Raw genomic sequence first — 13131 nt, 5'->3', positions numbered from 1 at the left:
TCACTTAACTTCCAAATTCCATTTTTGATTTTTCTTTTGCTTCCTGGCTACGTTCTAAAAATAACCTCGAGACAGAATCATCGGGGTTATGATCTAAAAGTTTTGTAAATCCTTCAATCGCCTCTTCAAAGTCATCTCGGCGAAATGCATCTAGGGCTAAGGTATATTCATCTTTAGAAGATATGAGTCGAGATGTTTTCTCTGGTTCGTATCCATCTAATACTTCTACTACAAAAACAGATTCTGTTTTTCCTTTGATGGCCACTCGGTCAAGTAACCGGTAGTGGTATCCTAATCCATCGGAGGCTTCGATAAAAGTATCCGCACTGATCACAATGCGTGAAGAAAAGAGTTTTGTGATCTTTTCAATTCGAGAGGCTAGATTCACTGCATCAGAGATAACAGTCCCTTCCATTCGTTTGTGTTCCCCTAATATTCCTAAGGTGAGATTTCCTGTGTGGATCCCAATTCCTACTTCGATAGTGATATAACCACAGTTAGCTCTATGGCTATTGTAAATACGAATGGCCTCTTGCATTTCAACGGCTGCTTTGATGGCATCATTGATATCATAAGGAAATAGAGCCATAACAGCATCACCGATAAACTTATCAATGAATCCATTGTTGTGTCGGATGATGGGGCCCACTCGTTGTAAATAACTGTTTAAAAAATCAAAGTTTTCTTTAGGAGTGAGTGTTTCTGAAAACTCTGTAAAGGATCTGATGTCAGCAAAAAGGATACTCATCCTTTTCTGGACTTGGTCTCCTAAGTCCACGTGGCGGATATCTGTTTTGCCTAAATGGAATAAAAATTCGGTTGGAACAAACCGACTAAAAGATCCACTCAGTTGTTTTTGTTCCTGGGCAAATTCGAGAGTTTTGGTTAAGTTTTGGCGAACAATGCGACCAAATGTAATGACTTGTAAAAATACAAAGATCACCACGCTCGCAGGTGCTATGTACATAGTGTGGATGTAGGATTCTGCGTGTAAGACATCATTGGTGGCACCCACAAGCACCAAAAGCATTCCAAATAACAGAAGTTTGGATTCCATTCGGTTTTTTTTGTAAGCACGATACAAATAAACAAAAATAAGAACACCGTTGGCAACAAAGGCGATTGGATAAATGGAGGCTGTCTCTGTGAAATAAACCGGTGGTAACAAAAGTCCAAGGGTTAAGATGGATGATAGAATATAAAAGAAAGTCCCCATTCGTTTGGAGAAGTCTTCTGGAAAAATGGTATAAAAATAATGATAGAGGAGTGGAGCCGACCAGAACCAAGAAACATATTCCAATCGTAATAAAATCCAATACGGAATATCGACAAATTCGATTAAAATTCTTTCCCCAGTGGAAATGGTTCTAAACAAAACGGCGATAGAAAACAAAAAGATTCCTACTGTGTGTTTGCCATCACGATTGTAAAAATACATCACCAAAAAAAACAAACCCACGAAGGTCAGAACGGAAGATAACATGGTTTCGTTAATCTTTCGTTTGGTGAGTCGGTTTTCTGCTTTGGTGTATGGGGAAATGACGATGTCATTCCAAATCCCACCCTTTCTATGTACATAGTTGGCAACATAGAGGTCTATGGTGAGGTCAGATGTTTGCGGCAAAACAACAATGCTGGATTTAACTTCTGGTATATATTCGTTTGGATTGGGACCTGGTTTCCCTGATCCACCTAAATACTTTCCATTAACATAAATGGCGTACGAAGTGTCCTGCTCATGGACGGTGAGGGCCATGAGCTCCGAAAGATTGTCTGCCAGTTTGAGTTTGATCCGAAAACTAGCATGTCCAAAACCCCCAAGCATTCCGTATGGCATTTGGTATCCATTCCAATGTTTCGGAAGGTCCAGGAATAAATCGGAATCGGTTTCTTGAATTTGGTTTGGTGCTGTATTCCAGAAAAATTTCCATTCCCCATTCAATGCAACAAACGGTTGATCGGTGAAGGAATGGTTGTTTAGGTCTAAAAAACCTTTTACAATTTCTGCTTTTATATTCCTCTCCTCTGAAAGACAACCTAGGTGGAGGAATAGGAGAACAAAAAAGAGTTTTTTCATTAGGCTTGTCGTTTCGGAAATACCGTATAATCCTGAAGTTTAGTGAATTTGACTTCGTCTCGTTTGTAACCGAGTAGACCTTCTAAGGTTTGGTATCGATTCATCCCCATACTAATTTCAACATCTTGGCCTGTGAATTGTCCTGGGTGTTCGTATCCACAAGAGTGAGCCAAACTCAAAAGCTCTTTTCTAAATCCTTGGATGTATTTGGCGGCACGTTTGCCTTTGATTTCTGGATCCACACCACGTTGTAACCACCAATTCTGAGTGGCGACGCCGGCCGGACAATGGTCTGTATGGCATTTTTGTGCTTGGATGCAACCAATGGATAACATGGCTTCTCTTGCTATATTGATGAGATCACAACCCATGGCAATCGCAACCACGGCGCGATCAGGAAATCCGAGTTTCCCTGATCCAATCCATACAATTTGTTCCGATAGTCCTTCTCTTTGAAAGAGAGTGTAGACTCTTTGGAATCCAATTTTGAAAGGGAGAGAAACATGGTCGGCATAGGTTAGGGGAGCGGCACCCGTTCCTCCTTCTCCTCCATCGATGGTGATAAAATCAGGACCTTGTGATGTTTGTTTCATCTCGCGGGCCAGCTCTTCCCAAAATTCAATTTCACCCACAGCACTTTTGATTCCCACAGGGATTCCTGTTGCTGCTGCTATCCTTTCAATAAATTGTACGAGTTCTTTTACATTGGTAAACTCGCTATGAGAGTTGGGAGAGATACAATCCTTTCCTTCTTCGACATGGCGGATGGCTGCAATTTCTGCATTTACTTTTTTGGCAGGAAGGATTCCACCTTTTCCTGGTTTGGCGCCTTGAGACAATTTGATTTCGATCATCTTCACACAAGGGTTCTTGGCTACTTTCTCTTTTAAAGCTTCCAAACTAAATTTTCCCGAATGGTCTCTCGCACCAAAGTAACCAGTTCCAATTTGCCAAACCATATCGGCCCCTTCCATATGATACTGGCTTAAGCCCCCTTCACCTGTGTTCTGATAGGCGCCGGAATCTCTCGCTCCTCGGTTGAGTGCCATCACTGCATTTTTTCCAAGAGATCCAAAGGACATAGCGGAGATATTCACAATGGAATAAGGTCTGTATGGAAATTTACGTTTGGTTCCGATGACTTTCAGACAAGGGATACAACTGGCATCTTTGTTATGAATATAAGCCTTGGCTTCTGGATAAGGAAAGGCTTTGTGTTTGATGATGGGATAACCTGGTTCGTATTGGATTTCTGTGGTTCCAAATCCAAAGTTATTGTTTTGGCCTTTGGCTGTGGCATAAATCCAACTTCTTTCCGATCGATCAAAAGGACGTTCTTCTTTATCGTTGGCCACCCAGTACTGTCTGAGTTCCGGTCCGATCATTTCTAAGAAATAACGGAGCCGTCCCACTATGGGGAAGTTTCTCTGAATCGTGTGCGTTTTTTGTGTCACATCCCGGATAAAGACGAGAACGAAAAACAACAAAACTCCAACGAGTGTGGCGGACAAGGGATAGGTTTCAATCCAGGTGAGTATTTGATCCATAAGTGGTGCGTCCATTTCTATATACGAAGCAAAATGATGACAAGCTAAGATTGGACGTGTGAAAGTGATTCCAAAAGTTTTTCTTTCGTAAATGGTTTGAATATGTATCCGGAGATGATCGGAATTTTTGCGGCGCGATCTGTATCAGCTGTGTCTACAGATGAACTCACTAAAAACACTTCGATGGTTTTTGGAAACTGAGGGATGATTTTTTCGAAGGCATCTAAAAATTGCCAACCATCCATAAAGGGCATATTGATATCGAGAAAGATGATATCGGGAAGTTGGTCTTTATTTTGCACTTCCGTATGAAAAAAATCCAGTGCGTTTTCCGCGTCAGAAAACACGAGCACGTCCCCTTTGATTCCTGCATTGGAGATGATCTTCTTAGTAGTGAATTGGTAGATTTTATCATCGTCGATGACACAAATTTTGGGAGTCATTTGGCCTCGTTTCCTTCGGGGAAGTACATAAGAAAGGTAGCGCCTTCCTCGGGTTTGGAACTCACCTCAATCTTCCCCCCTACCGATTCTATTTTGTACTGAATCAAAAATAACCCCAAACCTTTCCCACTTATCTGACGATGAAAAGTCTTTCGAAGCTGAAAAATTTGATCACCATAACGCTCTAAATCGATCCCAATTCCATTATCGGAAAAGGAAATTACCGTCTGAGATCCCGCGGCAAAGGATTCTACCGAAATCCGAAGTTTCCTGTGGGGATGGGCAAACCGGATCGAATTGCTCAAAAGATGTAGGAAAATCGTTTCTAAAAATTCTTTGGAGAAAAAGACCGTCTCTTTTCCCGAAAAATTGGATTGGATTTCGACTTCTTTCTCTCTCAGTTCGCCTTCCATCAGTCCCAGCACATTGGAGAGGGACTCAGAAATCTTTAGGGATTCCTGTTTATAGGAATCTGGATTTTTAATTTTTAATGTAGTGATGAGTTCGGAAAGAACAGTCTCCAAGGTTTTGGTTACCTCTTGCAGATGCCCTTCCAATTCTCTGATTTCTGGAAGTTGGTTTGTCTCTTGCATCAAATCCAAAAGACTTCTTAGGTTACTCACAGGAGCCCGTAAGTGGTGGGAAATGATTTGGTTATAGGCTTGGAGTTGTTTGTTTTGAGTTAAGAGAGAATTGGTTGCGGCCTTTAGGTGTTCATTGTTTTCGCGTAGCAAAGTTTCTGATTTTTTTCTTTCATCAATGTCGATGATTTGTGCCAGGTAATGGATGGGATGGCCGCCATCATCCCGAAGGACAGTGACTGTGATATAAGCCCAAACTTTGTTTCCCGATTTATGAATGTATTGTTTTTCAATGGAATAGTTGTCGATGATTCCTTTTTGGACTTCATCTCGCAGTTTTAAGTTTTCTTCCAGTTCATCCACGGAACTAATATCCGAAAAATGTTTTCCGACAATTTCATAACTTTTATAACCCAAAAAATTGGCAAAGGACTCATTGGATTCATCGATGTAACCCTGTTTTCCAGTGAGTACGAGTCCAATTGGAGAATCATGGAACAACGTTTTGAACCTGCGTTCGGCCAGTGCCAAATTTGTTTCGGTATCTATTTTATCAGAAATATCTCTGGAAGACGTATGTAAATATTTTTGTCCAGTGTTGGGATGGATCGTTAAACGGTTGTCAGACTGTAGCCAGATGTAGGTTCCATTCTTATGCAAAAATCGGAAAGTTGTATGAATGTTTACTTCCCCACGAAGTAGGGGTTGGTGTGACCGTTCTTGGATCAGTCTTCTTTCATCGGGATGAAAAAAATCGTAAGGATTTTTGCCAACAAGTTCCTCAGATTGATAACCAATGATTTTTTCGGAGTTAGGACTCACATAAATATAAGTTCCATCTGGTTCGTGTAAACAAACCAATTCACGGCTAATAGCTGTTACTAGGTGGAGTATTTCTGAATCGGGAAGTCCCACAAAGAAATTCTTCACTGGTTCCACTCGGTTGTCTATCCGAAATGCGAATTGTGGATCGTTGATTCTATAAAATTAGTAGGAATTGGCCTTTTTTTACAACCAACTCGTAGAAAACCGCTCCGGTGTTATATGTCTAAGTATTTTGATTTTAGGATACTCAAATGAAAAATCTATCGTATGTCATTCTGGACGGAAATTTAACCGCAGATCCAGAAGAAAGAACCATTGCGGGAGGTAAGTCACTCGCTAATTTCACATTGGCAGTCAATCACACTGCTAACAACCAAGAAGGTAAGGATAAGGAAGATGTGTCTTACTTTGAGGTGGAGGCTTGGGAAAAGTTGGGAGAGAACTGTGTCGAATACCTAAAAAAAGGGAGTAAGGTAACCGTGATGGGAAATCTGAAACAAAACCGATGGAAAAGTCCAGAAGGGGAAAACAAATCCAGAATCAAAGTGACCGCTTCTACCGTGCGTTTTGACAGTGTTCGCAAAAAAGAATCAAAGGTTGCTTAAAACATAATTTGGCGGGTGTTGGAAATCCCATCACCCGTTATCATTACTTAAGGGGTAGGGATCGTTCTTTTTTTATGTTTTGTATGCGTTGGAGAATCAAAAATCGAATGGGTATCGTTATGTTCCGATTTGGAATTTTCACCAGATTCTTCGGTTAGTTTTTTTTCATCCGTTCGATCGTCTTGTAAGGATTGTTTTCCGTTTTTTACCACAGACAAAATACGAAAGTATCTCGGAGAAGAAACTAAGTTCCATTCTCGAAACATAAATTTTGTAAATCCGTGTTTGGGACCATACACACCATTCGTGGATTCCATTTTGGTTTTGATATTTGTTTTAAAGTCTGTTTGTTCATCTTTTGTGAGATTAGGAAACTGCGCCACTTCCCCGTCCACATAACGGTTTCTTAAAATATCTAATTCCCTACGATTGCGTCTTGTCACATCTTCAAAAAAATAATCTTTGGGACCATTACAGTTTCCAGAGTAAGATTCACAATTGGGCTCGAGTTGTGGGTTCACAAAGGTGAGTTCTAAATAGATACTGATGTATTCTCCTGGGTTTGGAACTTTTCCATCTTGGATTTCCAAAACTTGAGGAACTGTGTCTCTATCCGTATATTGTCTTTCAATGGCTTCCCGTGAGATTTTAGTTTCTGGACTTGTGCTATTCACCTTTACTGGTTTTTTAGATTCACCCACAATCACTTTGTTACGCATCACTTCTGTTTTTGTTTCCAAAATTTCATACGCTTGAAAGTTGACTGGTTGTTTGGCGATAATCTCACCCTTTTGGTTTATCACAATGATATGGTGATCTAAAATAGTGCCGGCAATGATTTCTTCGATGATACTAATTCCTGCATCTTCAAAAAACAAATCCAACTGGATGAAGGGAATTTTGTTTTCCGAATACTCTACATTCACTCCCGGCTCTTGGGCCAAAGGTTTTTTCCCTTCTTTGGATTCTGAATGGACTGCTTCGGATTTGGTAATCATCCGGATGCGGTTGAGATTGATTTGTTCTGTATGTGTAGGAAAAGTGGGGGTGATTACCTGTTGCGGAGTTTCACATCCGAAAGAAAGGAGTAACAGGAAAGAAACCAAATAGAAACGATTCATAGTTTAAGTATCGGCCATAGATTGCCCCTAAAATTAGGGGCAATGTTGCTGTTAGAACTGTTTTATGCCTGTAGGAGGAAGGATTGGTCCACTCGCTTGGAGGATTTCTACATATTTGCCATTCACTAAACGGAATGCTTTTTCAGGTTTGTCTTTTAGGAAATAGACAGTTTCTGTTCCTTTTTCTGTAGGAGCTTCCATTTTCAAAACCTTTCCCCATTCAGAGTAAGTAAGAGTGATGGTTTTGCCATCTTGTGAATATTCTTTTACTAATTTTCCATCAAAGTCATACTCAGCCATTGCGATTGGATTTCGGTCTGTCCAAAATTCGATCAGGTTAAAAACGAGAATGTCTAAGAAACTTCCAATTCCATATGCAATATAAAGAGGGAAGATCATTAGTAAGGAGCGAAAGAAACTAGCGAGTTTACCTGATCCAATTTGGATGTTTCCGTTAAACGAGTATACTGCTTTGATTGCGCCGAATTTTCCAAAACAATTGGAAAGAAGACCAAAGGACAAAAGTCCCACAAGAGCTGTTTTTAATATTTTTTTCATTTTTTACCTCTTAGTTCTGAACTAAAAAAACTAGAGACCAATCTTAGGCGATTCTGCAACCCTCTGCAAGCCGAAATGATTGACATTGTTATTTTTTCGAAGAATCTGGTCTGAATAGAAGGCATGTCCCATTGATCTTTTCTGATTTTGAATATTTTGTCTTCTTTCTCTTCGTTTTTTTTACTGTTTGGTATTTATTCCCTGCCATTTTTTCCAACCAATCCAGAGAAACACGAATCTTACATATATTCCTACTCATTAGTAGTTATTTCTTTTACATGTCTTGGGATTACCGCTTTGGTGCTCTCATCCTACTTTCCACTGCGATCGACTACTATGTAGGACTCAAACTAAGCCAAGAAACCAGGGAGAAGGTAAGGTATTATCTCTTACTCTTTAGTTTGATTACTAATTTAGTATTTATTCTGGGATTTTTTAAATACTATAACTTTCTTGTTACCTCTATTAATACAGTCACCAATCCAATGTTTGGTGCAGATGCTTTGCCTATTCTAAAAATCATTCTCCCGGCGGGAATATCCTTTTTTACATTCCAATCTTTATCTTATACCATTGATGTTTATAGAAAAGAAATTCCAGCCGAAAAAGACTTCATTCGGTTTGCTTTGTTTGTGAGTTTTTTCCCACAACTGGTGGCAGGTCCGATTGTGACTGCAAGAACCTTTATGCCGCAATTGTACAGTCCCAAAAAACTGGAAGACATTGAGTTTCGTGTGGCGATTCGATTTTTTATCTTGGGTTACTTTAAAAAAGCAGTCCTTTCCGATATGGTGGCTCCTACCATTGACACCATTTATGCAGATCCATCGGGTCATCACGCCTATGCTTTGATCATTGCCGCTGTTTTGGGTGGAATCCAAGTTTATTTAGATTTTAGTGGATATTCGGATATGGCCATTGGAAGTGCTATGTTACTCGGTTATAAACTTCCCACCAATTTTAATCTTCCTTTCCTTGCTACTTCTGTCTCTGGTTTTTGGCGCCGTTGGCATATGACCTTAAATTCCTGGTTACGCGATTATATTTATATTCCTATGGGTGGAAGTCGAGTAATATCCGTAAGACGAAAATTCAACCTTTGGTTTACCATGTTTGTGAGCGGGGTTTGGCACGGAGCCCAGTGGACCTTTGTTTTCTGGGGTTCTCTCAACGGAATTTTTTATGTTTTGGAAGAAATTTGGCGGGAATGGTTCCCGATCAAAAAAGAGAATGCGACAACAAAACATTGGTATGACGCTCCTCTTTGGCTTTTCCAGAATCTTTTTAATAGTTCCGTTTTCTTTTTTGGGGGTGTATTTTTTCGTTCCCTCACTTGGGAAAATGCCTGGATTCACATTCGGGGGATCTTTACCTTCCAAGCGGGACAAATCCGGCCTTATATGTGGAAAGACTTCCTTTGGGTCCTATTTTTCCTATATTTAGGCCATGCCATTGGTTATTTGATCTTTGAAAAGGGAAAAGGGAAACAAATCCCGGCCAGTTTGGAATTTGCCCTCTATCCGATTGTCTTTCTTGTCTTGAATTTAGCTACACCAGAAAACTCTATTCCTTTCATTTACTTTCAGTTCTAATTTGCTTTTTTCGTTTCCAATAATGGGAATCCTTGTACCTTGTTGCTATGGAAAGTGAGCGAAGGCTTCCAAGAATATCCCCCGGTGACTTTTCTGAATTTGAGGTCCATCTAGATTTGGAAGGGATTACACTATTCGGAAAGTTAGGGAATATTTCGGAAGAAGGCCTTTGTTTTTTGGGTGAGGATGACTTACTCAGCGATGAAATTGAGTCCCAAGTTTTGGGAAGTATCGTTTGGGCAAAAGGCACCAAACGGATGTTCTTTGAAGGAACTGTTATGTGGACTCAAAACTCAAAAATCAAAAATGTAATCTACCATATTGCAGGAATCCAGTTCCAGGAAAGACTCAATCTTACCGATTCCATGCTCGCACGTAGTTTGGAGATCAAATGAAAATATTACTCCTTGGTGGAACCGGCCTTATCGGTAAACAAGTGTTACTCTCTCTTGTTTTTTATCCCCAAATCAAAAAGGTAATTGTTTGGGCGAGAAACTCGCAATCTGCCTCCAATCCCAATGTTCCCATTGAAGTGGTAAAGGTTCAGTGGGAGGATTTTAAAGCGGGGAAAGTTTCCATTCCGGATGGAATCGATGCTGTTTTTTGTTGTTTGGGTACAACAATTAACAAAGCAGGGAGCCAAGAAAAATTCAAAGAAATCGATTACGAATACCCACTGCTCGCAGCCAAACAAGCAAAAACAAAAAAGATTCCAGGATTTTATATCATCACCGCAATGGGATCGGATCCTAATTCTTCGATATTTTATAATCGTGTGAAAGGGGAAATTGAAACAGAACTACGTAACCTACAATTTCCTTTTTTAGGAATCTTTCGGCCCTCTCTTCTCATTGGAGAAAGAGAAGAAGTCCGAGTGGGGGAGAAAGTGGGAGAGTTTCTTGGTAATCTCATTCCTTTTGGACTCCTTGGGCTCAAAAAATACAAACCGATTCCTGGTGAGTATGTGGCAAAATCCATGATTCATTCTTTGTTACACAATAAACCAGAGCCGGGTGCGGCACCTACAGTGAAAATTTATGAAAACGATGTCCTTTGGGAAATCGGTAAGGACCACTCTTTTTGATTCCAGACAACAAACAAAAACCCTATTCCAAAACCAAATACATCATCTTGAGTTGGGTGGTTCACTTCATCGTCAGAGTTTGGTATCTTTTTATACGAAACCAAAAATTCATCATCCCTGCCGAGAGTGCGAAGACCATTGAAAAAGGTTCTGGATATATCATTGCTGTTTTTCATGAAACCACACTTTCTCTTTACAGACATGCGACCCAGTATTTGAAACGAAAGAAAAAAGCGGATATGGTGGCTCTTGTATCCCAATCCAAAGATGGAGAGATCATCCACCAAACCTTTGCTCGATCTAACCTTCGTTCGGTGCGGGGTTCTTCCACAAGAGGGGGCACTGGCGCATTCCGTAATATCCTAAAAGAAATGAAACATGGTGCTGTTCCTATCTTTACTGTGGATGGACCCAAAGGCCCGAGACGAGAAGTAAAACCTGGGGTCATTGTGACCGCCTCTCTCACCGGATTTCCCATTCTGTATTTGCATTCTTGTTATGACAGGGCTTACACTTTCAAAAGTTGGGATAGGCATTTTTTCCCTAAATTTGGGGCACGGCTTTTTATCCAATACGGGGAGCCGTTCTTTGTTCCCAAAGGCCTTTCCGAGAGCCAAATGGACGAATACGCCAAAAAATTGGAAATTGCCATGGGGAAAAATGCGGAAACCCTAGAATCCTATGTGCGTGGACTATACCCCGACAATTCTATTGACGTACCGCCTAAAATCTAAAGTTTAACCAAGTAAGGTAAAAAATATGTCCTCTCTTAAAAACTATATCTTCACTTCCGAGTCCGTATCTGAAGGACACCCGGACAAAGTCTGCGACCAAATCTCTGATGCCATTCTCGATGCGTATTTAGCCCAAGATCCAAAATCTCGTGTGGCTTGTGAAACTCTTGTTACAACAAACCTCGTAGTCATTGCCGGTGAAATCACCAGTAAAGGAAAAGTAGACACACAAGAAGTGGCTCGCGATGTCATTCGTAAAATTGGTTATAACGATATCAATATGTACTTCGATGCTGATTTTGCTGTGGTTGCATCTCACGTGCACGCACAGTCACCTGACATTGCCCAAGGGGTCAACGAAGGAGAGGGTTTACACGTAGAACAAGGAGCAGGGGACCAAGGTCTTATGTTCGGTTTTGCGATTGCAGAAACTCCGGAACTGATGCCAGCTCCGCTTTATTACTCTCATAAACTTTTGGAACATCTCTCCGAACTTCGCCATACAAACAAAATCGATTGGCTCCGTCCTGATGCAAAATCACAAGTAACCATCCAATACGAAGATGGAAAACCAAAGAGAGTGGACACTGTTGTGATTTCTACACAACACAAACCAGGTGTGACTCACAAACAAATCGAAGAAGCAGTGATTGAGGAATGTATCAAAAAAATGATTCCAAAAGAACTTCTTGTGAACACTCGTTATTTTATCAACCCTACCGGTAAATTTGAGATTGGTGGCCCACATGGTGATACTGGTCTTACAGGACGTAAGATCATCGTAGATACTTACGGTGGAATGGGTCGTCATGGTGGTGGAGCTTTCTCTGGAAAGGATCCATCTAAAGTAGATCGTTCTGCAGCGTATATCGGTCGTTATATTGCGAAAAACGTTGTAGCAGCTGGTCTTGCTCACAAATGTGAAGTGCAACTTGCTTATGCAATTGGTGTTGCAGAACCTGTATCGGTTCTTGTGGATACATTCGGAACAGGAACTATTTCTGACGAAGAAATCTCAAAACGAGTTCTAGCAAACTTCAAACTCACTCCGAAAGGAATTGTGGATGGTTTGGATCTTCTTGGAAAAGGAAGAAAATACCAAGAAACAGCGGCTTATGGCCACTTCGGTAGAACAGGTAGTACTTTTACTTGGGAAAAAACTGATAAAGCGGAAGCTTTAAAAAAAGGATAATTATGGGAGCACCTAGCCAATCCACAGCGGACAAAAAAGCAACAAGAGATGCATACGGTGAAGCCTTAGTTGAGTTAGGTGACTCCAGACAGGATATCGTGGTTTTAGATGCGGATCTTTCCGGTTCCACTAAAACTGCGGATTTTAAGAAAAAATATCCTGAACGATTTTTTAACGTTGGTGTCGCTGAACAAAACTTAGTTGGTCATGCGGCAGGTCTTGCCCTTTCTGGATTTGTACCTTTTGGTTCTAGTTTTTCTATGTTTTTATCTGGTAGTGCTTGGGTAGAAGTTAGTTACAGTGTTGTTTTGGCACAAGTAAACGTGAAACTCGTTGCGTCTCACGGGGGAATCACTGTCGGAGAGGACGGTGCTTCTCACCAGTGTATTGAAGATTTTGCAATTATGCGAGTCATTCCTGAAATGACTGTGATTTGTCCTTCTGATTTTAATGAAACCAAACAAGTCATTCATGCCATTGCAGATTTTAAAGGTCCTGTTTATGTGAGAGTGGGTCGTCCGGCAATCCCTGTGATTGAAAGAGAAAACTACAAGTTCCAAATTGGAAAAGCAGAAGTCATCTCCGAAGGAAAAGACGTTTGTATCATTGCCAACGGTGTGATGGTAAACGAAGCTATGATTGCTGTGGGATTACTCAAAGAAAAAGGAATCAATGCCAGCCTTCTTAATATGGCGACCATCAAACCTTTGGATAAAGAAGCCATCATCGCCAAAGCAAAAGAATGCGGGGCCATTGTGACTTGTGAAGAACA

13 protein-coding genes are annotated in these 13131 nt (G+C 40.7%); 7 read left to right on the top strand and 6 right to left on the bottom strand.

Features of this window, described 5'->3' with window-relative positions; translation table 11 throughout:
- Nucleotides 1-4: 4 nt before the first annotated feature.
- The 4 genes from JWG41_RS18370 to JWG41_RS18355 are packed head-to-tail and all read right to left on the bottom strand — an operon-like array spanning nt 5 to nt 5587.
- Nucleotides 5-2077, bottom strand: coding sequence for an adenylate/guanylate cyclase domain-containing protein (locus JWG41_RS18370; protein ID WP_205271267.1), 2073 nt, complete (start codon nt 2075-2077; stop codon nt 5-7).
- Nucleotides 2077-3624, bottom strand: a complete 1548-nt coding sequence (locus JWG41_RS18365; protein ID WP_408611792.1) for an FMN-binding glutamate synthase family protein — start codon at nt 3622-3624, stop codon at nt 2077-2079. The genes JWG41_RS18370 and JWG41_RS18365 overlap by 1 nt, the downstream gene beginning before the upstream one ends.
- 44 nt (nt 3625-3668) lie before the next feature.
- Nucleotides 3669-4067, bottom strand: coding sequence for a response regulator (locus JWG41_RS18360; RefSeq protein ID WP_205271265.1), 399 nt, complete (start codon nt 4065-4067; stop codon nt 3669-3671).
- Complete coding sequence (locus JWG41_RS18355) at nt 4064-5587, bottom strand: PAS domain S-box protein (protein ID WP_332461314.1); 1524 nt, start codon at nt 5585-5587, stop codon at nt 4064-4066. Before JWG41_RS18355 ends, JWG41_RS18360 begins: the two co-directional genes overlap by 4 nt.
- 137 nt (nt 5588-5724) lie before the next feature.
- Between JWG41_RS18355 and JWG41_RS18350 the strand changes: the two genes are divergently transcribed.
- Nucleotides 5725-6078 carry a single-stranded DNA-binding protein gene (locus JWG41_RS18350; protein ID WP_205271264.1) on the top strand — a complete coding sequence of 118 codons (354 nt, stop codon included), beginning with the start codon at nt 5725-5727 and terminating at the stop codon, nt 6076-6078.
- Nucleotides 6079-6125: 47 nt separating this feature from the next.
- Here JWG41_RS18350 and JWG41_RS18345 read toward each other — a convergent pair whose 3' ends face one another.
- Complete coding sequence (locus JWG41_RS18345; RefSeq protein WP_205271263.1) at nt 6126-7199, bottom strand: hypothetical protein; 1074 nt, start codon at nt 7197-7199, stop codon at nt 6126-6128.
- A 51-nt stretch (nt 7200-7250) separates the two neighbouring features.
- A complete protein-coding gene (locus JWG41_RS18340; RefSeq protein WP_205271262.1) occupies nt 7251-7757 on the bottom strand; it encodes a DUF3332 family protein in 507 nt (168 codons plus the stop codon).
- 131 nt (nt 7758-7888) lie between these two features.
- Here JWG41_RS18340 and JWG41_RS18335 point away from each other — a divergent pair, with 131 nt between their 5' ends.
- The 6 genes from JWG41_RS18335 to JWG41_RS18310 all read left to right on the top strand — a co-directional run.
- Nucleotides 7889-9349: an MBOAT family O-acyltransferase gene (locus tag JWG41_RS18335; protein ID WP_205271261.1), complete on the top strand. Its 1461-nt coding sequence runs from the start codon at nt 7889-7891 to the stop codon at nt 9347-9349.
- Between the two features lie 116 nt (nt 9350-9465).
- On the top strand, nt 9466-9744 hold the full coding sequence (locus JWG41_RS18330) for a PilZ domain-containing protein (protein ID WP_232374103.1): 279 nt from the start codon (nt 9466-9468) through the stop codon (nt 9742-9744).
- On the top strand, nt 9741-10433 hold the full coding sequence (locus JWG41_RS18325) for an NAD-dependent epimerase/dehydratase family protein (protein ID WP_205271259.1): 693 nt from the start codon (nt 9741-9743) through the stop codon (nt 10431-10433). Before JWG41_RS18330 ends, JWG41_RS18325 begins: the two co-directional genes overlap by 4 nt.
- A complete protein-coding gene (locus tag JWG41_RS18320; protein ID WP_205271258.1) occupies nt 10430-11167 on the top strand; it encodes a lysophospholipid acyltransferase family protein in 738 nt (245 codons plus the stop codon). Before JWG41_RS18325 ends, JWG41_RS18320 begins: the two co-directional genes overlap by 4 nt.
- Nucleotides 11168-11192: 25 nt before the next feature.
- A complete protein-coding gene (gene metK, locus JWG41_RS18315) occupies nt 11193-12359 on the top strand; it encodes a methionine adenosyltransferase (RefSeq protein ID WP_205271257.1) in 1167 nt (388 codons plus the stop codon).
- A gap of 2 nt (nt 12360-12361) precedes the next feature.
- Nucleotides 12362-13131, top strand: a 770-nt coding sequence (locus tag JWG41_RS18310; protein ID WP_205271256.1) for a transketolase family protein, incomplete at its 3' end; no start/stop codon positions are given.

Origin of the sequence: Leptospira chreensis, assembly GCF_016919165.1 — a bacterium.
In the GTDB taxonomy this organism is placed as follows: Bacteria; Spirochaetota; Leptospiria; order Leptospirales; family Leptospiraceae; genus Leptospira_A; species Leptospira_A chreensis.
The sequence above is the reverse complement of the archived record's forward strand: the minus strand, read 5'-3'. Positions and strand labels throughout refer to the sequence as shown.